The organism is Geodermatophilus sp. SYSU D00696 (assembly GCF_054050235.1).
This window is the reverse complement of sequence record NZ_JBJGYY010000020.1, coordinates 69,695-90,335: the sequence shown is the minus strand read 5'-3', so window position 1 is coordinate 90,335 and position 20,641 is coordinate 69,695. Positions and strand designations below refer to the sequence as shown.

Annotated in this window: 22 protein-coding genes; 12 read left to right on the top strand and 10 right to left on the bottom strand. The window is 74.6% G+C overall.

Annotated elements, in window-relative coordinates:
- Positions 1 to 99: 99 nt before the first annotated feature.
- The 3 genes from ACI79O_RS14425 to ACI79O_RS14415 are packed head-to-tail and all read left to right on the top strand — an operon-like array spanning position 100 to position 2,273.
- Positions 100 to 576 carry a formate/nitrite transporter family protein gene (locus ACI79O_RS14425; RefSeq protein ID WP_456893247.1) on the top strand — a complete coding sequence of 159 codons (477 nt, stop codon included), beginning with the start codon at positions 100 to 102 and terminating at the stop codon, positions 574 to 576.
- A gap of 54 nt (positions 577 to 630) precedes the next feature.
- Positions 631 to 1,533 (top strand): ABC transporter ATP-binding protein, encoded by a 903-nt coding sequence (locus tag ACI79O_RS14420; protein ID WP_456914491.1) that lies wholly within the window; start codon positions 631 to 633, stop codon positions 1,531 to 1,533.
- Positions 1,530 to 2,273: an ABC transporter permease gene (locus tag ACI79O_RS14415; RefSeq protein WP_456914490.1), complete on the top strand. Its 744-nt coding sequence runs from the start codon at positions 1,530 to 1,532 to the stop codon at positions 2,271 to 2,273. Before ACI79O_RS14420 ends, ACI79O_RS14415 begins: the two co-directional genes overlap by 4 nt.
- Here ACI79O_RS14415 and ACI79O_RS14410 read toward each other — a convergent pair.
- Positions 2,270 to 3,424: a serine hydrolase domain-containing protein gene (locus tag ACI79O_RS14410; RefSeq protein WP_456914489.1), complete on the bottom strand. Its 1,155-nt coding sequence runs from the start codon at positions 3,422 to 3,424 to the stop codon at positions 2,270 to 2,272. The two genes, ACI79O_RS14415 and ACI79O_RS14410, sit on opposite strands and share 4 nt — an antisense overlap.
- Before the next feature lie 43 nt (positions 3,425 to 3,467).
- Complete coding sequence (locus tag ACI79O_RS14405) at positions 3,468 to 4,016, bottom strand: DUF1990 family protein (protein ID WP_456914488.1); 549 nt, start codon at positions 4,014 to 4,016, stop codon at positions 3,468 to 3,470.
- A 24-nt stretch (positions 4,017 to 4,040) separates the two neighbouring features.
- Between ACI79O_RS14405 and ACI79O_RS14400 the strand changes: the two genes are divergently transcribed.
- The 3 genes from ACI79O_RS14400 to ACI79O_RS14390 all read left to right on the top strand — a co-directional run bounded on the left by ACI79O_RS14400 (position 4,041) and on the right by ACI79O_RS14390 (position 7,409).
- Positions 4,041 to 4,907, top strand: a complete 867-nt coding sequence (locus ACI79O_RS14400) for a HipA family kinase (RefSeq protein WP_456873867.1) — start codon at positions 4,041 to 4,043, stop codon at positions 4,905 to 4,907.
- On the top strand, positions 4,904 to 5,296 hold the full coding sequence (locus tag ACI79O_RS14395) for a DUF3037 domain-containing protein (protein ID WP_456873868.1): 393 nt from the start codon (positions 4,904 to 4,906) through the stop codon (positions 5,294 to 5,296). The genes ACI79O_RS14400 and ACI79O_RS14395 overlap by 4 nt, the downstream gene beginning before the upstream one ends.
- Before the next feature lie 127 nt (positions 5,297 to 5,423).
- Positions 5,424 to 7,409, top strand: coding sequence for a PhoX family protein (locus tag ACI79O_RS14390; protein WP_456914487.1), 1,986 nt, complete (start codon positions 5,424 to 5,426; stop codon positions 7,407 to 7,409).
- Between the two features lie 101 nt (positions 7,410 to 7,510).
- Here the strand turns inward: ACI79O_RS14390 and ACI79O_RS14385 are convergent, their stop codons facing one another.
- The 7 genes from ACI79O_RS14385 to ACI79O_RS14355 form a co-directional block, all read right to left on the bottom strand.
- A complete protein-coding gene (locus ACI79O_RS14385) occupies positions 7,511 to 8,920 on the bottom strand; it encodes an NAD(P)/FAD-dependent oxidoreductase (protein ID WP_456914486.1) in 1,410 nt (469 codons plus the stop codon).
- A 78-nt stretch (positions 8,921 to 8,998) separates the two neighbouring features.
- Positions 8,999 to 9,292: a 4a-hydroxytetrahydrobiopterin dehydratase gene (locus tag ACI79O_RS14380; protein ID WP_456914485.1), complete on the bottom strand. Its 294-nt coding sequence runs from the start codon at positions 9,290 to 9,292 to the stop codon at positions 8,999 to 9,001.
- A gap of 18 nt (positions 9,293 to 9,310) precedes the next feature.
- Positions 9,311 to 10,021, bottom strand: a complete 711-nt coding sequence (locus tag ACI79O_RS14375) for a phosphoadenylyl-sulfate reductase (protein WP_456893229.1) — start codon at positions 10,019 to 10,021, stop codon at positions 9,311 to 9,313.
- 181 nt (positions 10,022 to 10,202) lie between these two features.
- Entirely contained in the window at positions 10,203 to 11,873 is a 1,671-nt protein-coding gene (locus tag ACI79O_RS14370) for a nitrite/sulfite reductase (RefSeq protein WP_456914484.1), read from the bottom strand.
- Between the two features lie 98 nt (positions 11,874 to 11,971).
- The gene (locus ACI79O_RS14365) at positions 11,972 to 12,067 is read right to left on the bottom strand and encodes a putative leader peptide (protein ID WP_456893225.1); all 96 of its coding nucleotides are present in this window, start codon (positions 12,065 to 12,067) and stop codon (positions 11,972 to 11,974) included.
- Between the two features lie 32 nt (positions 12,068 to 12,099).
- A complete protein-coding gene (gene cysC, locus ACI79O_RS14360; RefSeq protein ID WP_456893223.1) occupies positions 12,100 to 12,708 on the bottom strand; it encodes an adenylyl-sulfate kinase in 609 nt (202 codons plus the stop codon).
- A 34-nt stretch (positions 12,709 to 12,742) separates the two neighbouring features.
- On the bottom strand, positions 12,743 to 13,213 hold the full coding sequence (locus ACI79O_RS14355) for an RrF2 family transcriptional regulator (protein ID WP_456873877.1): 471 nt from the start codon (positions 13,211 to 13,213) through the stop codon (positions 12,743 to 12,745).
- A gap of 34 nt (positions 13,214 to 13,247) precedes the next feature.
- Here ACI79O_RS14355 and ACI79O_RS14350 point away from each other — a divergent pair, with 34 nt between their 5' ends.
- Entirely contained in the window at positions 13,248 to 14,024 is a 777-nt protein-coding gene (locus ACI79O_RS14350; protein ID WP_456893221.1) for a (deoxy)nucleoside triphosphate pyrophosphohydrolase, read from the top strand.
- Positions 14,025 to 14,080: 56 nt separating this feature from the next.
- Here ACI79O_RS14350 and ACI79O_RS14345 read toward each other — a convergent pair whose 3' ends face one another.
- Positions 14,081 to 14,251, bottom strand: coding sequence for a CsbD family protein (locus ACI79O_RS14345; protein WP_204693118.1), 171 nt, complete (start codon positions 14,249 to 14,251; stop codon positions 14,081 to 14,083).
- Between the two features lie 351 nt (positions 14,252 to 14,602).
- Here ACI79O_RS14345 and ACI79O_RS14340 point away from each other — a divergent pair, with 351 nt between their 5' ends.
- From ACI79O_RS14340 to ACI79O_RS14320, 5 genes are all read left to right on the top strand, one after another.
- A complete protein-coding gene (locus tag ACI79O_RS14340) occupies positions 14,603 to 16,258 on the top strand; it encodes a peptide ABC transporter substrate-binding protein (RefSeq protein WP_456893219.1) in 1,656 nt (551 codons plus the stop codon).
- A 151-nt stretch (positions 16,259 to 16,409) separates the two neighbouring features.
- Positions 16,410 to 17,333 (top strand): ABC transporter permease, encoded by a 924-nt coding sequence (locus tag ACI79O_RS14335; RefSeq protein WP_456893217.1) that lies wholly within the window; start codon positions 16,410 to 16,412, stop codon positions 17,331 to 17,333.
- Positions 17,326 to 18,297, top strand: coding sequence for an ABC transporter permease (locus tag ACI79O_RS14330; protein WP_456893215.1), 972 nt, complete (start codon positions 17,326 to 17,328; stop codon positions 18,295 to 18,297). The genes ACI79O_RS14335 and ACI79O_RS14330 overlap by 8 nt, the downstream gene beginning before the upstream one ends.
- A complete protein-coding gene (locus ACI79O_RS14325; RefSeq protein WP_456893213.1) occupies positions 18,294 to 19,355 on the top strand; it encodes an ABC transporter ATP-binding protein in 1,062 nt (353 codons plus the stop codon). Before ACI79O_RS14330 ends, ACI79O_RS14325 begins: the two co-directional genes overlap by 4 nt.
- Positions 19,339 to 20,463 (top strand): ABC transporter ATP-binding protein, encoded by a 1,125-nt coding sequence (locus ACI79O_RS14320; RefSeq protein WP_456893212.1) that lies wholly within the window; start codon positions 19,339 to 19,341, stop codon positions 20,461 to 20,463. Before ACI79O_RS14325 ends, ACI79O_RS14320 begins: the two co-directional genes overlap by 17 nt.
- The last annotated feature ends 178 nt before the right edge of the window (positions 20,464 to 20,641 follow it).

The following is a 20,641-nucleotide window of genomic DNA, read 5'->3' as shown; positions in this document are numbered from 1 at the left end:
GCGCGCCGCGCCCCCCCCCGCCCGCCGCCCCCCCCCCCCCCCCCCCCCCCCCCCCCCCCCCCCCCCCCCCCCCCCCCCCCCCCCCCCCCCCCCCCCCGGCTGTGGTCGGGGACCCTGGTGGCCAACCTGGTCGGCGGGTGGCTGTTCATGTGGCTGGTCGCGCACGGCTTCCCCGAGCTGGGACCCACGCTGGTCGAGTCGGCGCGGCACTTCGTCGAGTCGCCGCTGGACCTGCGCGCGGTGTGCCTGGCCTTCCTCGGCGGCGTCGTCATCACGCTGATGACCCGCATGCAGAACGGCACCGCCGCCGACGGCGCGAAGATCGTGGCCGCGGTGGCGGGCGCGTTCGTCCTCGCCGGGCTGCAGCTCTTCCACTCGGTCCTGGACTCGCTGCTGGCCTTCGGCGCCATCCACACCGGCACGGCGCCCTTCGGCTACGGCGAGTGGCTCGCCTGGTTCTGGTACGTGACGCTGCTCAACATGGCCGGCGGGCTGCTGGTCGTCACGCTCCTGCGCCTGGTGCGCAGCAAGGAGCTGCTGCAGCGGGAGCGGGCCGCGGCCGCCGCCGAGGAGTGAGGACGCGCGCCGAGCCTGCGCGGGCCGGGCGCCTCCGGTGGCCAGACTGTCGGCGTGATCAGGGTCGACGGGCTGACCAAGCGCTATCGCACCCGCGTCGCCGTCGACGACGTGTCCTTCACCGTCTCCCCGGGCCGGGTCACCGGCTTCCTCGGGCCCAACGGCTCGGGCAAGACGACGACGATGCGCTGCGTCCTGGGCCTGACCCGGCCCACCGCGGGCACCGCGACCGTCCTCGGCGTGCCCTACCGGGAGCTCGACGTCCCGATGCGGCGGGTGGGCGCGCTGGTCGACCCGCGGGCCCGCCACCCCGGCCGCACCGCGTACGCCCACCTGCTCGCGCTGGCGCAGAGCAACGGGCTGCCCGCGTCCCGAGTCGACGACGTCGTCGAGCTCGTGGGGCTCGGCGCCGTGGCGCACGAGCGGGTCCGCGGCTTCTCCCTCGGCATGGGCCAGCGGCTGGGCATCGCCGTGGCGCTGCTCGGCGACCCCGAGGTGCTGCTGCTCGACGAGCCGGTCAACGGCCTGGACCCCGAGGGCATCCGGTGGGTGCGCGGGCTGCTGCGCGACCTCGCCGGCGAGGGCCGCACCGTGCTGGTGTCCAGCCACCTCATGAGCGAGATGGAGGACACCGCCGACCACCTGGTCGTCCTCGGCCGTGGCCGGCTGCTGGCCGACGTCGCCATGGCCGACCTGCTGGGCCGTGGCGCCGCGGTGCGGGTCCGCAGCCCCCGGGCGCCGCAGCTGGCCGCCGCGCTGCACCGGGCCGGTGCCGTGGTGTCCGGGGAGGCCGACGGCTCGCTGCGGGTGGCCGGTCTCGACGCCGCGGCCGTCGGCGACGTCGCCTTCGCCGCCGCGGCGCCGGTGCACGAGCTGACCACGGTGGTGGCCTCGCTGGAGGCCGCCTACCTGGCGCTCACCGGCGAGGACGTCGAGTACCGGGCAGGGGCGGCGTGAGCGTCGCGCTGACCGCGGTGCTGCGCAGCGAGCAGACCAAGCTGCGGACGCTGCGCTCGACGTGGTGGTGCGCTGCCGTGTACGTGCTGGTCGTGGGCGCCTTCGCCTGGCTGGCCGCCGGGACCACCACCAGCGCGCCCACCGCCGACAACGCCGTCGGGGTGGTGCTCACCGGCTTCGCCTTCGGGCAGGTGGTGCTCGTCGTCCTCGGGGTGCTGGCGGTGACCGCGGAGTCCGCCAGCGGCATGGCGCTGGCCTCGCTGGTGGCGGTGCCGCGCCGGACGCGGCTGCTGGCGGCCAAGACCGCCGTCGTCGCGGGCTGGACGGCGCTGACCACCGCGCTGCTGGTGGCCGGGTGCGTGCTGGCCGCGCGGGTGCTGGTCGCGGTGCCCGGCGGCGTGTCGTCCACCGACCCGGACGTGCTCCGCCCGGCCGGCCTGCAGGTGGCCGGGGCGGTGCTGGTCACCGTGCTGGCCACCGGCCTGGGCGCGGTGCTGCGCTCCACCGCCGGGGCGCTCGGGCTCGGCATCGCGCTGGTGTTCGTCGCCCCGCCGGCGCTGGCGCTGGCCGGCGGGCGCACCGCCGAGCTGCTGTCGCAGGCGATGCCCGCGCTGCGGGTGGGGGAGGACGCGTTCCTCGCCGTCCCCACGAGCTGGCCGGTGGGCCTGGCGGTGGCCGGGGCGTGGGCCGCCGCAGCGTGGGTCGCCGGTGCCGTGCTGCTCGAGCGGCGCGACGTCTAGCGCGGACCGAAGGCGACCGCGCGGACGTCGTCGAACACCGCCGGTGGAGTGGGTGAGGACCACATCTGGTTGGTCAGCAGCACCGCCGTCGTCCCGGTGACCGGGTCGGTCCACCAGGAGCCGCCCAGCCCGCCGTCCCAGCCGAAGGAGCCGGCGTGCCGGCCCTGCGGCTCGTCCTCCCGGCGCACGCCGATGCCCAGCCCCCAGCCGCCGCCCTCGGCGTCGACCGGGCCGGCCTGCTCGGTGAGCATGGCGGCGACGGTGTGCTCGGCGAGCACCCGCCGCCCGTTCGGCGTCTGGCCGCCCGCCAGCAGCACCGCGGCGAGGGCGGCGAGGTCGTCGACGGTGGAGACCAGCCCGTCCCCGCCGTCGGGGAAGGACGGCGGGGAGGCCCACTGGCCGTCGGGCGGGTCGTAGAGCCCGCGCCGGCCGTCGTCGCCCGGCGGTGTCCAGTGCGGCCCGAGGCGGTCCCGGGCGCCGTCGGGGACGCCGAAGCCGGTGCTGGTCATCCCCAGCGGCGCCAGCACCCGCTCGCCGAGCACCTCGGGCAGCGGGCGGCCCGCGGCGCGGGACACCAGCACGCCCAGCACGCTCGCGCCGGTGTGGTAGAGCCAGCGCTCCCCGGGCTGGTACGCCAGCGGCACCGAGGCCAGCCGGCGCAGCCACTCGTCCGGGGGCGGCGCGGCCTGCGGTGCCGGGGGACCGGCCGGCAGTCCTGCCTCGCCCAGCGCGGCCACGGTCGGCGTCGGCCAGGGGGCGGTGAAGTCCAGGCCGGTACCCAGACGGAAGGTCAGCACGTCGCGGACGGTGATCGGCCGCCGGGCCGACACCGTCCCCGCGCCCGCGTCGGCGGGGTCGGCCAGCACGCGGAGGCCGGCCAGCTCGGGCAGGTGGGCGTCGACCGGGTCGTCGAGGCCCAGCGTGCCGTCGTCGACCAGGGTGAGGGCGGCGGCCGCGACCACCGGCTTGGTGACCGAGGCGATGCGGAAGACGGTGTCGGGGGTGACCGCGTCGTCCCCGCCGGGGGTGTGCGTGCCGGCGGCTCCGCGGGCGACCTCGCCGTCGCGGGCCACCCACCAGGCCGCGCCCGGCACCGCCCCGGCGGCCACCGCGCGGCCCACCACCTGCGCCACGTCCTGCACCAGTCCCATCTCCTGCCGACCGGCCGGGGACATGGAAGTCATCGGCCGCGAGTCATCGGCCGCGGGCGGCCCGGCGCAGGGCGGACAGGTAGCGGCGGGTGGCCAGGCCCTGCACGAACCGGCTGACCGGGGGGACGGCGCGGGCGGCCGGCGTGGCCAGCCGGGAGAACACCCGGATCGAGACGACGACGTCGCCGCCCTCGGCCAGCCGCACGGTGAAGCACTCCTCGCCGCTCTCCGGGTGCCCGGGCAGGGTGCCGTAGGCGAAGCCGCGCTCGTCCCCGGTGGTCGACGCCCACACCACCCGGCAGGGGATGTCGTAGCCCAGCCGCGACAGCCCCGCGGTGAGGACGACGACGGTGCCGACCTCGCCCGCCGGCCCGCTCGCCCGCACCCGCAGCCCCACGCTGCGCTGCGGCGTCCAGTCGAAGACCGCCGCCGCCACCCGCTCGAACGTGTCCCGGCCCGCGCCGACCGTCTCGCACCACTCGCCGTGCAGGTAGCCGGCCGGCAGCTCGGCGTCCCGCGTGGCCCCGACCTCGGCGTAGGTGAGCGGCGCGTCGCGGAGGCCCTCGGGCGACGCGGCCCGGAACAGGCCCATGTGTGCAGTGTGGACCGGCGTAGGTTGACCGGCACTGTGCTGCCCGCCGTCACCGCCACCCGCTACGTCACCCCGCTGCGCGAGGGTGGCTCGCTGCCCGGGCTCATGGAGGCCGACGACCTGGGCACCTACGTGGTCAAGTGGCGCGCCGCCGGCCAGGGCGTGCGGGTGCTGGTCGCCGAGGTGGTCTGCGGCGAGCTCGCCCGCGCGCTGGCCCTCCCGGTGCCCGCGCTGGTCACCGTGGACGTCGCGCCGGAGCTGGCCGTGGGCGAGCCCGACCCCGAGGTGCAGGAGCTGCTGCAGCGCTCGGCCGGCCCCAACCTGGGCCTGGACTACCTGCCCGGAGCGCTGGACTTCGAGGCCGGCGCCGGCTCGGTGGGCTCCGAGCAGGCCGGGCGGGTGCTGTGGTTCGACGCGCTGGTGGGCAACGTCGACCGGTCGTGGCGCAACCCGAACATGCTGTTCTGGCACGGGCGGCTGCAGCTGATCGACCACGGCGCCGCGCTGACCTTCCACCACCACTGGCCCGGCGCGCCGGCCGCCGTCGCCCGTCCCTACGACGCCGCGCAGCACGCGCTCCTCGAGTGCTCGCCCGACGTCCGCGCGGCCGATGCGGCGCTCGCCGGCCGGGTCACCCGCCCGCTGCTGGAGGAGGTCCTGCGCCAGGTGCCCGACGACTGGCTCGAGGGCCCCGAGCCCGGGGAGGCCCCCGACGACGTCCGCGAGCGCTACGTCGCCCAGCTGCTGGCGCGCCTGGCCGCACGGGACGCGTGGCTGCCCGGGGTGGTGGCCGCGGCCGCCGCGGGCGGGTCGCGCCGGCGGGCGCCGCGCGGGGAGAACCGGCCCGCCTGGCTGGGCCCGCCCCCGCCCGAGGGGGTCACGCAGCGGTGAGCCGCGAGACCTTCGAGTACGCCGTGCTGCGCGTGGTGCCGCGGGTCGAGCGGGGCGAGTCGCTCAACGCCGGCGTCCTCGTCTACTGCCGGCAGCGCGACTACCTCGGCAGCCGCGTGCACCTCGACGTCGACCGGCTGCGGGCGCTGGACCCGACCGCCGACCCCGACGCCATCGGCCAGGCGCTGCAGGCCGCCGCGGACGTGTGCGCCGCCGACCCCGCCGCGGGCGCCGCCGGCCGGGAGGCGCTGGGCTCGCGCTTCCGCTGGCTCACCGCCCCGCGCAGCACCGTCGTCCAGCCCGGGCCGGTGCACACCGGGCTGACCGAGGACCCCGCCGCCGAGGCCGACCGGCTGCTGCGGCTGTTGGTACTCCCCGTCACGGAGTGAGCACAGCCGGGTGAACGGGCGGTGACCCACACGTTCCCCGGCTGGTCACCGCGGGGACGGCGGGACGTCGCGCGGCGCTCCTAGCGTCCCCGCCGACCCGCACACCCGAGTCCGGAGCAGCCCTCTCATGACCCTGACGCCCGAGCGTCCCGCCGACGTGCCCGACGAGCTCCCCGCGGAGGTGGGGCTCGACGTCAGCGACGACCCGGACGACACCTCGTCCAACCCGACGACCGAGCGACCCTTCTGGGCCGTGGCCGAGGCCCGGCTGTCCCGCCGGTCGGTGATCGCCGGCGGCATGCTGGCCGCCGCCGGGTTCCTCACCTCCTCGCTCGTCCGGACGCCGGCCGCCTCCGCCGCTCCCGGCGGCACCCCCGGTGCGCCCGCGCCCGCCGGCCCCGTGCTGGGCTTCCAGGCGATCGCGCCGAGCACCGCCGACGAGGTCGTCGTGCCGCCGGGCTACACGGCCGTCCCCTTCATCCCGTGGGGGACGCCGATCACCGGCTCCTTCCCGGCGTTCCGGCCCGGCCTGCCGACCGCCGGCGGCAACACCGCCGACGAACAGGCCCAGCAGGTGGGCACCCACCACGACGGCATGACCTACTTCCCGGTGCGCCCGGCCGCCGCCGGCAACCAGCACGGCGTGCTCGTGCTCAACCACGAGTACACCGACGAGAACTACCTGCAGACCGGGACCAGCACCCGGCCGCCGCGCGCCCAGTACACCGCCGAGATGGTGCGCAAGTCGCAGAACGCGCACGGCGTGAGCGTCGTCGAGGTGCGCCGGCAGGGCCGCAACGGCTGGACCGTCGTCCGCTCGCCGCTCAACCGGCGGATCACCGCGACCACGCCGATGGCCTTCTCGGGTCCGGCCGCGGGCAGCCAGCTGCTGCGCACCGCCGCCGACCCGGCCGGCCGCACGCCGCTGGGCACGGTCAACAACTGCGGCAACGGCGAGACCCCGTGGGGCACCTACCTGACCTGCGAGGAGAACTTCAACGGCTACTTCCGCGTGGAGCCGGGCACCTACGACCCCGCCGACCAGGCCGACCTCGCCCGCTACGGCGTCGGCGGGGACTCCTACTACTGGGCCGACCACGACCCGCGCTTCGTCGTCCGCCCCGGCGACGCGCACGAGCCCAACCGCTTCGGCTGGGTGGTGGAGATCGACCCGCTCGACCCGCGGTCGGTGCCGGTGAAGCGCACCGCGCTGGGCCGGCTCAAGCACGAGGACGCCACCGCGCACACCGCCCGCGACGGCCGGCTGGTCGTGTACATGGGCGACGACCAGGTCAACGAGTACGTCTACAAGTACGTCAGCGCCCGCCCGTGGGACCAGATGCGCCGGCAGGGCCTCAGCCCCCTCGACGAGGGCACCCTGTACGTCGCCCGCTTCGCCGAGGACGGCACCGGGACGTGGATCCCGCTGGTGCACGGGCAGAACGGGCTCACCGCGGCCAACGGGTTCGCCGACCAGGCGGCGGTCCTGGTGCGCACCCGGCAGGCCGCCACGCGGGTCGGGGCCACGCCGATGGACCGGCCGGAGTGGAGCGCGGTCGACCCGCGCACCGGGACGGTCTACCTGACGCTGACCAACAACACGACCCGCGCCACCGCGAACGGCCCCAACCCCCGGGTGTCCAACCGCTGGGGCCACGTCGTGCGCTGGGAGGAGGCCGGCGGCGACCACACCGCGACGTCGTTCCGCTGGGACCTGTTCCTGCTGGCCGGCCCCGGGGGCGGCGTCGACGGCTCGACCGTCGCGCCCGAGGACGCCTTCGGGTCACCCGACGGCCTGTGGGTCGACCCCGACGGCCGCGCCTGGATCCAGACCGACGGCACCCAGCCGGCGCAGGCGAACAACCAGATGCTGGCCGCCGACGCCTCGGCGCCGTTCGACCAGGAGCCCGAGGTGCGCCGCTTCCTGACCGGCGTGGTCGGCTGCGAGGTCACCGGCATCGCCACGACGCCGGACCGGCGCACGCTGTTCGTCAACCTGCAGCACCCCGGGGAGAACGGCGGCAGCACCTGGCCCCGGCTCGACGGCGTGACCACGCCCCGGTCGGGCACGGTGGTCGTCACCAAGGACGACGGCGGGGTCATCGGTTCCTGACCCCGGTACGACGGCGGCGCCGGGGCCTCGTGAGAGGTCCCGGCGCCGTCGACCCCGCTGCGGGCGCGGCCGACCGGCTGCTGCGGCTGCGCGCCCCCGGGTCAGGTCGCCCCGACGAGGCCCAGGAGCTGCTCGCGGTTCGGGCCGGCCGGCGGTGGAGCCTCGTGCTCGCCGGCCACCTGCAGGACCCGGTCGGCGAACCCGGGGCGGGTGAACAGCTCCGCGGGCAGGGTCAGGCAGTCCACCACCTCCATGAACGCGCGGTAGACCTCGCTGTCGAACGCCATGGCCCGGGCCAGTGCGGGGCCGAGCGCGGCCGGCCCGTGCGGCCGGGGCGGGGGACGGCCCTCCCGCGCGGCGTCCATGTCGGCGAGCCGGGCCCGGTCGACGGCGACGGTGGCCCGGTACCAGGGGGTCAGCCGGGCCTCGGTCTCCGCGTCCCACGCCGCCGCGAACTCCTCGGGGTCGCCGAGGTGCTGCCGGACGACCTCGCGCAGCGCGACCGCGTGCACCAGGCCGAGCGCGATGCCCCGGCCGATCGAGGGGTTCGTGCAGGCCCACGCGTCGGCCACGGGGGCGATGCCGGTGGCCACCGGGCGCTCCCCGTCGGACAGCCGGCGGTGCCGGTCGAGGATCCCCGCCATCGGCAGGACCCCGGTCAGCGGCTCGCCGTCGAGCCAGTGCGCCTGCCGGGGGCAGGCCGCCACGACCGCCGTCCACGCGGCCTCGTGCCGCAGCTCCTTGAGGGGCCGGTCGTGGGAGGCGGTGTAGAGGGTCACCGACCAGGTGCCGGAGTCGGCGGGCAGGGTGAGCACCGAGAAGGAGCCGAGGGCGACGTTGAGCCGGTCGCGGGGCTCCGGCAGACGGCCGTCGCGGGACCGGAAGTAGCGGGTGTAGTAGGTGAACCCGCTGTCCACCGACTCCTCCTGCACCGGGGCGCCGCCGGCCTCGAGCAGCCACCGCGGCAGCGGCGAGCGCCGGCCCGTGGCGTCGACGACGAGGTCGGCGGCCACCTCGCCGTCGGTCGTGGCGACGCCGGTGACGTGCGGGTGCCCGTCCAGCGGCCGGGTGAGCAGGCCGGTGACGGTCACGCCGCGCCGGACCCGCAGGCCCGGCTGCTCGTCGGCGGTCCGGCCGAGGACCTGCTCGAGCACACAGCGCCGGGCGGTCAGGGTGACGTGGCGGTCGTCGTCCGGCCGCCGGTCCAGCGGCGGCACCGTGGGCGGGGCCGTGGTCAGGGTGTCGAAGCGGACGGCGTGGGCGGCGGCGAGGGCGGCGCTCACGTCCGGCAGCTCGGCGTCGAGGACCAGCCGCGCCCGCGGCTGCAGGTAGTGCGGCTGGCGGAACTGCGCGACCCCGCCCCGGTGCCACTGCGCCCACGCCTCCTCGGGCGTGCCCGGCACCGGGTCGGGGTCGTGCTCCAGGACGGTCACCTCGTGCCCGTCACGGGCCAGCAGCAGTGCCGAGGCGAGCCCGCACACCCCGCCACCGAGCACGACGACGTCGGCCATGGCGGCCTCCTCCCGCTCCCTGCCGCACGCTAGGAGCGCGGAGGGGCGGGCCGGGAGAGTCCTTGGGCTCCGGTCGCCTCAGCCGGGGAGGAGCGCGTCGATCCGCCGGGCGAGCTCCAGGTCGAGCTCGCTGACCCCGCCGGCGGAGTGGCTGACCAGCGTCAGGTGCAGGGTCCGCCAGCGCAGGTCGACGTCCGGGTGGTGGTCGAGCTGCTCGGCGACGAAGCCGATCCGCACGATCGCGGCCACGGCGTCGGTGAAGGTCGGCAGCTCCACGCTGCGGCGCAGCCCCGCGGGGTCGCCCGACCACAGCGGCAGGTCGGCCAGGGCGGGGGTGAGCTCCTCGGGCGACAGCTTCGGCGGTCGGGGCACGGTGGCAGTCCTACCGGTTCAGAGGTGCAGGCCGCACTCGGTCTTGCCGCGGCCGGCCCAGCGTCCGGCGCGCGGGTCCTCGCCCGGGGCGACCGGCCGGGTGCAGGGCTCGCAGCCGATGGAGGCGTAGCCCAGCTCGTGCAGCGGGTTCACCGGCACCTGGTGCTCGGCGACGTAGGTGTCGACGTCGGCCTGCGTCCAGGCGGCCAGCGGGTTGACCTTCACCATGCCCCGCTTGGCGTCCCAGTCGACGACCCGGGTGCCCGCGCGGGTCGCGGCCTCGTCGCGGCGCACCCCCGAGCCCCACGCCGCGTAGCCGGCCAGCGCCGTCGCCAGCGGCTGCACCTTGCGCAGCGAGCAGCACAGGTCGGGTTCGCGCCGGTGCAGCTCCGGACCGTGCTCGGCGTCCTGCTCGGCCACCGTCTGCGCCGGCGTCACGTTGACCAGCGTGATCGGCAGGACACCGCTGATCCAGTCGCGGGTGCCGATCGTCTCGGCGAAGTGGTAGCCGGTGTCGAGGAAGACGACGTGCACGCCCGGGACCGCCCGGGAGGCGAGGTGGGCCAGCAGCCCGTCGGCCATCGACGAGGTGACGGCGAACCCGTCGCCGAAGGTCTCGCCGGCCCAGCGGAGCACGGCGAGGGCCTGCTCGACCGGGTCGGCGATCCCCCCGAAGCGGGCGTCGGCCTCCGCGGCCAGCTGCGGCGTGGCCCGCACGGCGGTGGTCATGGTCGCTGCACCCCTGTCCCGGTCAGGCGGACGGCGAACGTGCGGAGGCAGGCGGCACAGTGCCACTCGCCGCCGGACTCCCCGGTGGGGGTCAGCTCCTCGTCACCGCAGTACGGGCAGTGGAACACGGGGAGCTGGCGCTGCCTTCCCGCGCGGCCCCCCGTGTCCTCCGCCTCCTCGCTCACAGCAGCCAGGCCTCCTCGGCCCGCGAGACGTAGGCGGCGAACCGCTCACCGGGCTCGCGCCGCTCGAGGTAGCCGCGCAGTACCCGCTCGCAGTAGTCGGCGGTCTCGGCCTTGGTCACCTTGTGGCCGCGGAACTTGCGGCCGAAGGCCGCCTCGACCCCGAGGTGCCCGCCCAGGTGCACCTGGAAGCCCTCGACCATCTCGCCGGAGTCGTCGCGCACCATCGAGCCCTTGAGGCCGATGTCGGCGGTCTGGAAGCGGGCGCAGCTGTTCGGGCAGCCGTTGACGTTGATGCCGATCGGCTCGTCGAAGCCGGGCAGCCGCTTCTCCAGCTCGGCGTAGAGGTCCTGGGCGTGCTGCTTGGTCTCGACGATGGCGAGCTTGCAGAACTCCAGGCCGGTGCAGGCCATGGTGCCGCGGCGGAAGGCGCTCGGGCGCACCAGCAGGTCGTGCTCGGCCAGCGCGGCGACGAGGTCCTCCACGTGCTCGTCGGGCACGTCCAGGACCACCATCTTCTGCTGGGTGGTCGTCCGGATGCGGCCCGCGCCGTACTCGTCGGCGAGGTCGGCGATCCGGGTGAGCACCGTCCCGGTGATCCGGCCGGTGCGCAGCGCGAAGCCGACGGCGTTGCGGCCGTCCTTCTGCCGCGCGACGCCGACGTGGTCGCGCGACTCGTGCTTCGGCGGCGCGGCCGCGGGCCCGTCGGGCAGCGCGCGGTGCAGGTACTCGTCCTGCAGCACCTGCCGGAACCTCTCCGGGCCCCAGTCGGCCATGAGGAACTTGATCCGGGCCCGGTTGCGCTGCCGCCGGTAGCCGTAGTCGCGGAAGACCGAGGTGCAGGCCGCCCAGACCTCGGTGACCTCCTCCGGCCGGACGAACACCCCGACCCGCTGGGCGAACATCGGGTTGGTCGACAGGCCGCCGCCGACCCACAGGTCGTAGCCGGCCTCGCCGTCCGGGCCGACGACGCCGACGAAGGAGACGTCGTCGATCTCGGGCTCGGTGCAGTGGTCGACGCAGCCCGACATCGACGTCTTCCACTTGCGCGGCAGGTTGCTGAACTCCGGGTCGCCCACGTAGCGGGCCACCGTCTGCGCCATGACGCCGGTGGCGTCGACGACCTCGTCCTCGAGGACGCCGGCCAGCGGGCAGTTGAGCATGCCGCGCGGGGTGTCGCCGCAGGCCTCGGTCGTCGTCATGCCGACCGCCTCGAGCCGCTCCCAGATCTCGGGGACGTCCTCGATGCGGATCCAGTGGTACTGGATGTTCTGCCGGTCGGTGACGTCGGCGACGTCGCGGCCGAACTCGGTGCTGATGGCGCCGAGGGTGCGCAGCTGCTCGCTGGTGAGCGCCCCGCCGTCGGTGCGCACCCGCATCATGAAGTAGGAGTCCTCGAGCTCCTCGGGCTCCAGGACGGCGGTCTTCCCGCCGGGGATGCCGGGGGCCCGCTGGGTGTAGAGGCCCATCCAGCGCATCCGGCCGCGCAGGTCACCGGGGTCGATGCCGTCGAAGCCGGTCCTCGAGTAGATGTCGAGGATCCGCTGACGGACCTCGAGGCCGTCGGAGTCCTTCTTCATGCGCTCGTTGGGGTTCAGCGGCTCCCGGTAGCCGAGCGCCCACTGGCCCTGGCCGCGGACGGGCCGGCTGGAACGGGGTGGAGCGGACACGGTGCACTACTTCCTGCGCCGTCCGCGCCGGTTCGTGACCCGCGCGGAGCGCGCTGCCAGATCGGGGACGCGACTCGCGCCGCGGGGAGGACTGGTGGTCAGCGCGCGGCGTGACAGGCGGCGCTGCTGACCCGGGCGAGGTCGACGTGCAGACGCGCGACGAGCAGGCTGCCGCGGTCGGTCACGTCCCCCATGGTCGCACACCCGCGCCGGGCGCCCGTTGCGGTCACGCTGTCGGTGAGCCACGGTCGGCCCCGTCGAGGGCACCGCCCCCAGCCTGCGAGGGGTGGAGAGGACGGGGTGCTCCTGCCATGGCCGCGCGGATGCGCGCCACGGACTCGTCCAGCGGGGTCACCGAGGTGTCGATGACCACCTCGGCGCGCGCCGGCGGCTCGTAGGGGTCGTCGATGCCGGTGAAACCGGAGATCTGCCCGGCCCGGGCCCGCGCGTAGAGGCCCTTGACGTCGCGGGCCTCGCAGACCTCCAGCGGGGTGGCCAGGTGCACCAGCACGAACCGGCCGTGCCGCTCGACCAGCGCCCGCGCCTCCTCGCGCGCCTGCTCGTAGGGCGCGATCGCGGCGACGACGGCGGTGCCGCCGTGCCGGACGACCTCGCCGGCGACGAAGCCGATCCGGCGGATGTTGAGGTCGCGGTCGGCGCGGGAGAAGGACAGCTCGCTGGACAGGTGGGTGCGCACGACGTCGCCGTCGAGGACGGTCACCGGCCGGCCCTCGGCCTCCAGCTGCGCGACCAGGGCGTCGGCGACCGTCGACTTGCCCGCGCCGGACAGGCCGGTGAGGAAGACGGTGACGCCGGGCTGCCGTGCGCTGCTCACCGGGCGAGTCTTCCCCAGCCGCCGGGCGGGCCGGTCAGGCGGGGTCGTCGCCGAACGAGCGCCAGGCGCTCTCGACCGCCACCAGCTCGGCGACGTGGCCGGGCAGCTTCCCGGCGACGACGTCGGCCAGCGTGACCTCCTCCAGCACCCGCCGGTAGGCCTCCCGGGCGGCCACCCAGACGCCGGCCAGCTCGGCGGCGACCCCCGGGTAGCTCACGTCCTCGGGCCGCTGGCCGTGCACCTCGGCGAGGAACCCCTGCTCCACCCGCATGACCCGTGCGATGGAGATCTCCGACGGCGGCAGCGCCAGCCGGTAGCCGCCCTCGCGGCCCCGCTGGCTGGTGACCAGCCGGGCGTGCTGGAGGTCGCCGAGGATGCCCTGCAGGAAGCGGGAGGGGATGTCCTGGGCCCGCGCGATGCGGTCGCAGGTCAGCGCGTCCGGCGCGACGGCGGCCAGCTCGACCGCCGCGCGGACGGCGTAGTCGACCCGGGCCGTGATGCGCACGGGCTCATCCTGCCCCGTCTGGGACCGTGGCGGCGTGGACCGGTTGCACTTCACCACCGTCGTGGCGGCGCCGCTGACCGTCGCCTTCGACGTCGCGCGGGCCCTGGGCCGCCCCTGGCCCTTCCCGCTGGAGGAGGTCGAGTCGGTCCGCCCGGTGTCGGACCTCTACGCGGCCGGGCCCGGTTCCGGCTGGCGGCGGCTGACCCATGCGCGCACGTTCACGGCCACCGGGGCCGGCACCGTCGTCGAGGAGCGGGTCGAGTGGGACACCGGCCTGCCCGGCGTGCTGGGCGGCCTGGCCGACCGGGCGGTGCTGCGCCGCCGGGTGCAGCGGTCGATGCGGCGGCACCTGGACGGTTACGCGGCGGCGGCGGCGCTGCGGGCGCTCGACGTCGTCCAGGTGGTGGGGGCGGCGATCGTCCGCGCGGACGGCGCCTGCGGCGGCGAGGTGCTGGTGGCTCAGCGCGACTCGGGTCCGCTGGCCGGGCTGTGGGAGTTCCCCGGCGGCAAGGTGGAGCCGGGAGAGGACCAGCAGGCCGCGCTGGTGCGGGAGTGCGCGGAGGAGCTCGGGATCACCGTGGCGCCGCGGGCCTTCCTGGGCGAGGTCCCGCTCGACGGCGTCGTCGCGGGCGGCGCCCCGGGTGCCTCGACGCTGCGGGTCTGGGAGGCGCGGCTGGTCGCCGGCGAGCCGGTGGCCCACGAGCACCGCGACCTGCGCTGGGTCCGGGCGGGCGACCTCGAGGACCTCGACTGGATCGCCGCGGACCGCCCGCTGCTGCCCGCCGTCCGCGACCTCCTCGGCCGCCCCTGACACGCCACGGGCGCCGTCCCCGGAGAGACGCCGCCCGTGGGTGGGGTGAGCTGCCGTTACTTGAAGACGTCCTTGACCTTCTCGCCGGCCTGCTTGAGGTTGCCGGCCGCCTTGTCGTTGGCGCCCTCGGCCTGCAGGTCGCGGTCGCCGGTCGCCTCGCCGACGCGCTCCTTGCCCTCGCCGGAGAGCTCCTGGGCCTTGTTCTTCATCTTGTCGATCCCGCTCACGGTGAGCTCCTCTCTCGGGGGACGAGGGGTTACCCCCCGGTACGGTTCCGACACCCCGGTCGCCCGGACGGCGGAAGTCCTGCGGGATGAGCGCCCGGGGGCCGCAACACGTGTCGTGACGGGGGCGGCGTACCGTGCCCTTTGCATCGCGGCCTACAGGGTCGTGAGCCAGGGTCACAATCCGGTGACGGTCGTGGACGGTCCTCCCCGGGGCTGCCTAGGGTCGCTCGCGGCGTCCCGGGACCGATCCCGGGTGTTCACCTGATGGACGCCGACGCCCGGCCAGTGCGCCCGGGTGAGCATCGACCAGTCCGTTCCCCCCGCAGTTGCGGGACGAGGGAGGCATCGCACGTGAAGTTGAGCAAGCGCCGGTCGGCGCTCGTCGCGACCGGCCTGTCGGCCGCGCTGCTGCTGACCGCCTGTGGCGGCGGCGACGACAGCGAGTCGGGTAGCGGCGGCGGTGGCGGTGAGGGTGGCGGCACCTTCAGCGTCTACGTCGGCGAGCCCGAGAACCCGCTCGTCCCCGGCAACACGACCGAGAGCGAGGGCGCTCAGATCGTGAAGTCGCTGTGGACGGGTCTCGTCCAGTACGCCGAGGACGGCGCGGTCGAGTACACCGGCGTCGCCGAGTCGATCGAGTCCGAGGACAACACCACCTGGACTATCACGCTCAAGGACGGCTGGACCTTCCACGACGGCACGCCGGTCGACGCACAGTCCTTCGTCGACGCCTGGAACTACACCGCGCTGAGCACCAACGCCCAGGGCGGGTCGTACTTCTTCAGCAACATCCAGGGCTACGACCAGCTGCAGGCCCCGACCGACGACGCCGGCAACGTGACGGGCGAGCCGGCCGCCCAGCAGATGAGCGGCCTGCAGGTCGTCGACGACCAGACCTTCACCGTCACGCTGACCGGGCCGTTCGCCCAGTTCCCGGTCACGGTGGGCTACAACGCCTTCTTCCCGCTGCCGGACTCGTTCTTCGAGAACCCGGAGGCCGCCGGCACCAACCCGGTCGGCAACGGCCCCTTCCAGGCCGACGGCGAGTTCACCCCGGGTCAGGGCATCACCCTGAGCCGCTACGAGGACTACGCCGGTGAGAACGCCGCGCAGGCCGACGGGGTGGAGTACCGCGTGTACACCGACCTCAACACCGCCTACACCGACGTGCAGGGCGGCAACCTCGACATCGCCGTGGACATCCCGCCGGACGTCCTGACCACCGTCGCCGACGAGTTCGGGGACCGGTTCATCGAGGCTCCCTCCTCGCGGTTCACCTACGTCGGCATGCCGACGTACGACCCGCGGTACGCCGACAAGCGCGTCCGCCAGGCGATCTCGATGGCCATCGACCGGCAGGCCATCGCCGACGCCATCTTCAACGGCACCTTCGCGGCCGCTGACGACGCCATCGCGCCCGTCGTCGACGGCTACCGCGAGGGCGCCTGCGAGTACTGCGAGCTCGACGTCGAGCGGGCCAACCAGCTGCTCGACGAGGCCGGGTTCGACCGCAGCCAGCCGATCGAGCTGTGGTTCAACGCCGGCGCCGGCCACGACGCGTGGATGGAGGCCGTGGGCAACCAGCTGCGCGAGAACCTCGGGGTCGACTACGTCCTGCGGGGCGACCTCGACTTCTCCGAGTACCTGCCGCTCGGTGACGAGCAGGGCTTCACCGGTCCGTTCCGCCTCGGCTGGAGCATGGACTACCCGAGCCCGCAGAACTACCTCGAGCCGCTGTACTCCACCGCGGCGCTGCCCCCGGCGGGCTCGAACTCCGCGTTCTACAGCAACCCGCAGTTCGACGAGCTGGTCGCCCAGGGCAACCAGGCCGGGAGCAACGAGGAGGCCATCGAGCTGTACCAGCAGGCCGACGACGTCCTGCTCGAGGACATGCCCATCCTCCCGATGTTCTTCGGCGTGGAGCAGGCGGTCTACTCCGAGAACGTCAGCAACGTGGTCGTCGACGTCTTCGGCCAGGTCGACACCTCCCAGGTGACGGTCAACTGACCTGATCCCGGGGCCCCGCACCACCCGCCGGGGGCGCCTGTCCGCCAGGACAGTCGCCCCCGGTGGCGCGTGCGGGCCCCGATGAGAGCACGATGGACACCGGGGCCGCGCCCGCTGCCGTGCGCCGCCACCACACTTCCCGAGGGGGACCATGGGCCGCTACGTCGCGCGCCGCCTACTGCTCACCATCCCGGTACTGCTCGGCGCGTCCTTCCTGATCTTCGCGATGGTGTACGCCCTCCCGGGCGACCCGATCCGCGCCCTGGGTGGCGACCGGCCGCTCCCGGCGGCCGTCGTGGCCCAGCTGCGGGAGGACTTCAACCTCAACGACCCGCTGTTCATCCAGTACGTCAAGTACATCGGCGACCTGGTGCAGGGCGACCTGGGCACGGACTTCCGCGGCCGTCCCGTGCTGGACACCATCGAGCAGCGGCTGCCGGTGACCGTCCGGCTGACCGTCGTCGCCATCCTGTTCGAGGCGGTCATCGGCCTGATCGCCGGCCTGCTCGCCGGCATCCGCCGCAACAGCTTCCTGGACAACCTGGTGCTGGTCTCCAGCACGCTGATCGTGTCCATCCCGATCCTCGTGCTGGCGTTCGTGGCCCAGTACGTCTTCGGCCTCGAGCTGGGCTGGTTCCCGATCGCCGGCATCCAGGAGGGCTGGTACTCCTACATCCTCCCGGGCGCGGTCCTCGCCTCGGGATCGCTGGCCTACGTCGCCCGGCTGACGCGCACGAGCGTCGCGGAGAACCTGCGCGCCGACTACGTGCGGACCGCGCGCGCGAAGGGCCTGCCCAACCGCACGGTGATCACCCGGCACCTGCTGCGCAACAGCCTGATCCCGGTGGTCACCTTCATCGGCGCCGACATCGGCACGCTGCTCGGTGGCGCCATCGTCACCGAGGCGGTGTTCAACCTGCCCGGCATCGGGCGGGCGGTCTTCGACGCCGTCCAGGGTCAGGAGGGTGCGGTCGTCGTCGGCATCGTCACCCTGATGGTGTTCTTCTTCATCTTCTTCAACCTGGTGGTGGACGTGCTCTACGCCGTCCTCGACCCGAGGATCCGCTATGACTGACCAGCAGCAGATGGACCTGCGCAAGGACGAGGTCGAGGCCGGGACCACGACGGGACTGGCCAGCCCCTCGGTCGACGTCACCAAGGAACGCCAGAACAGCCTGTGGAGCGACGCCTGGGGTGAGCTCAGGCGCAACCCGCTGTTCTGGATCGGCGCGGTCCTGGGCCTGCTCTTCCTGCTGCTGGCCCTGGTCCCGCAGCTGTTCGCGCGGGGCGCGGATCCCCGGGCCTGCTCGCTGACCAACAGCAACCAGAAGCCGTCGGCCGACCACTGGTTCGGCTTCGACCAGCAGGGCTGCGACTACCTGGCCAACGTCGTGTACGGGGCCCGCAACTCGCTGATCATCGGCGTGACGGCGGTGCTCGTGGTGCTGGTGCTCGGTGTCGTCGTCGGCGCGATCGCCGGTTACTACGGCGGGGTCACCGACAGCGTCCTGTCCCGGCTGGCCGACATCTTCTACGCGCTGCCGCTCATCCTGGGCGCGATCGTCCTGCTGCGGGTGGGCCCGAGCACCGACATCCCGATCATCAACACGCGGGGGCCCGGCGCGGTCGCGATCGCGCTGGCGCTCTTCGGCTGGATGACCGCCATGCGGCTGGTGCGCTCGCAGGTCATCGCGGTGAAGAGCTCGGACTACGTCGCGGCGGCCCGCGCGATGGGCGCCTCCAACGGCCGGATCCTCGTCCGGCACATCCTGCCCAACGCGGTCGCGCCGGTGCTGGTGTACGCGACGATCACCATCGGCGTCCTCATCGCCGCCGAGGCGACGCTGACCTACCTCGGTGTGGGTCTGCAGCGCCCGGCGATCTCGTGGGGCCTGCAGATCGAGGCCGGCCAGTCCCTGCTGCGCTCGGCGCCGCACCTGGTGCTGTTCCCCAGCATCATCCTGACCCTGACCGTGATGGCCTTCATCATGATGGGCGACGCCCTGCGCGACGCCCTCGACCCGAGGCAGCGCGCATGACCAACCTCGACCTGTCCAAGCCCGCGTCCGAGGCGGCCCCGGCCGGCACCCCGCTGCTCGACGTGGACGACCTCCACGTGGAGTTCCGCACCCGCTCCGGCACGGTGCACGCCGTCAACGGCGTGAGCTACAGCCTGGCGGCGGGCGAGACCCTCGCCATCCTCGGTGAGTCCGGCTCCGGCAAGTCGGTCTCGGCCCAGGCGATCATGGGGATCCTCGAGACCCCGCCGGCGGTCATCACCGGCGGCGGCATCTGGTTCGAGGGCAGGAACATGCTCGAGATGTCGGCCGAGGACCAGCGGAGGGTCCGCGGCCCCGGCATCTCGATGATCTTCCAGGACGCGCTGTCGTCGCTGAACCCGGTCTACAGCGTCGGGTTCCAGATCGGCGAGATGTTCCGGGCGCACCGGGGGATGTCGAAGAAGGACGCCCGCAAGCGCGCCGTCGAGCTGATGGACCGCGTGCGGATCCCCGCCGCGGCCCGCCGCGTCGACGACTACCCGCACCAGTTCTCCGGCGGCATGCGCCAGCGCGTGATGATCGCCATGGCCATCGCGCTGGACCCGCGGATCCTCATCGCCGACGAGCCGACCACCGCTCTCGACGTCACCGTGCAGGCGCAGGTCATGGACCTGCTCAAGGACCTGCAGGAGGAGACGGGCATGGGGCTGATCCTCATCACCCACGACCTCGGCGTGGTCAACGAGGTGGCCGACAACGTCGCCGTCATGTACGCCGGCGAGATCGTCGAGCGCGGTACCGTCGACGACGTCTTCACCCACCCCGCCCACCCCTACACCGAGGGGCTCATGGGGTCGGTGCCCCAGGTCGAGCACAAGGGCGGACGGTTGCAGCCGATCGCCGGGCAGCCGCCGAACCTGGCGCGCATCCCGAGCGGCTGCCCGTTCCACCCGCGCTGCGCCCGCCGGCGGCTGGGTGCCGAGGCCGCACCGGGTCGCGAGTGCTCGACCGACGTCCCGCCGCTGCGGCTGGTCGTCCCGGGGCGCGAGGCGGCCTGCCACTACAGCGAGGAGGTTCTCGGTGTCCGAGCCCCGTGAGCACGGCGCCACCGCGGCGTCGTCCCTGTCGAAGCCGGCTCCCACGCCGGCCGCCCCGACGCTGGAGAAGCCCGCTCCGGCCGGGGCGCGCGGGGCGATGGGTGAGACGCTGCTCGAGGTCCAGGGGCTGCAGAAGCACTTCCCGCTGACCCAGGGCATCGTCTTCAAGCGCACGATCGGCCACGTCCGCGCCGTCGACGGGGTGAACCTGCAGCTGCGCCGCGGCGAAACCGTGGGCCTGGTCGGCGAGTCCGGCTGCGGCAAGTCGACGGTGTCGAAGCTGATCGTCGCGCTGGAGAAGCCGACCGCCGGGTCGATCCTCTACAAGGGCAAGGACGTCGCCCGCATGGGCGGCCGCGCGCTCAAGGCCTACCGGCGCGAGGTCCAGATCATCTTCCAGGACCCCTACGCCTCGCTGAACCCGCGGATGACCGTCGGTGACATCGTCGCCGAGGGCTGGGCCGTGCACGACGACGTCGCCCCGAAGAAGGGCCGGCTCAAGCGCACGCAGGAGCTGCTCGACCGCGTCGGGCTCAACCCCGACTACGTCAACCGCTACCCGCACCAGTTCTCCGGCGGCCAGCGGCAGCGCATCGGCATCGCCCGCGCGCTGGCGCTCCAGCCGGAGATCATCGTCTGCGACGAGCCGGTGTCGGCGCTCGACGTCTCGGTGCAGGCGCAGGTGGTCAACCTGCTCGAGGACCTGCAGGACGAGTTCGGCCTGTCCTACCTGTTCATCGCCCACGACCTGTCGGTGGTGCGGCACATCTCCGACCGCGTCGCGGTCATGTACCTCGGCAGCATCGTCGAGGAGGGCACCGACGAGCAGGTGTACGCCTCGCCGTCGCACCCCTACACCCAGGCGCTGCTGTCGTCGGTCCCGCTGCACGAGCCGGCGCTGCGGGGGCAGAAGGACCGGATCCTGCTGCAGGGCGACGTCCCGAGCCCCGCGGACCCGCCCTCGGGCTGCCGCTTCCGCACCCGCTGCTGGAAGGCCCAGGACGTCTGCGCCACCGAGGCGCCGGCGCTGGTCGACCGCGGCCAGGGCCACCCGAGCGCCTGCCACTTCGCCGAGGCCCGGACGGTCGTCCCCGTCGACGCGGAGTAGGCGGCGCCAGGATCAGGTGACCTGATCGTCGGGCGTCCTCCCTCACGTCCCACCGTGCGGGAGGACACCCGGCGGTGCGGGAGGACGCCGCCCGGCCCGTCTCGCCGCCCGGCCCGTCCCGCCGCCCGGCCCGTCTCGCCGCCAGGCCCGTCCCGCCGCCCGTCCCGGCGGCCGGGGG

Excerpts from the sequence above, each read along its gene's own strand:
- ACI79O_RS14410 (WP_456914489.1), bottom strand. The coding sequence starts at position 3,424 with ATGGGACTGGTGCAGGACGTGGCGCAGGTGGTGGGCCGCGCGGTGGCC.
- ACI79O_RS14405 (WP_456914488.1), bottom strand. The coding sequence starts at position 4,016 with ATGGGCCTGTTCCGGGCCGCGTCGCCCGAGGGCCTCCGCGACGCGCCG.
- ACI79O_RS14390 (WP_456914487.1), top strand. The coding sequence starts at position 5,424 with ATGACCCTGACGCCCGAGCGTCCCGCCGACGTGCCCGACGAGCTCCCC.
- ACI79O_RS14385 (WP_456914486.1), bottom strand. The coding sequence starts at position 8,920 with ATGGCCGACGTCGTCGTGCTCGGTGGCGGGGTGTGCGGGCTCGCCTCG.
- ACI79O_RS14375 (WP_456893229.1), bottom strand. The coding sequence starts at position 10,021 with ATGACCACCGCCGTGCGGGCCACGCCGCAGCTGGCCGCGGAGGCCGAC.
- ACI79O_RS14365 (WP_456893225.1), bottom strand. The coding sequence starts at position 12,067 with ATGGGGGACGTGACCGACCGCGGCAGCCTGCTCGTCGCGCGTCTGCAC.
- ACI79O_RS14335 (WP_456893217.1), top strand. The coding sequence starts at position 16,410 with ATGGGCCGCTACGTCGCGCGCCGCCTACTGCTCACCATCCCGGTACTG.
- ACI79O_RS14330 (WP_456893215.1), top strand. The coding sequence starts at position 17,326 with ATGACTGACCAGCAGCAGATGGACCTGCGCAAGGACGAGGTCGAGGCC.
- ACI79O_RS14325 (WP_456893213.1), top strand. The coding sequence starts at position 18,294 with ATGACCAACCTCGACCTGTCCAAGCCCGCGTCCGAGGCGGCCCCGGCC.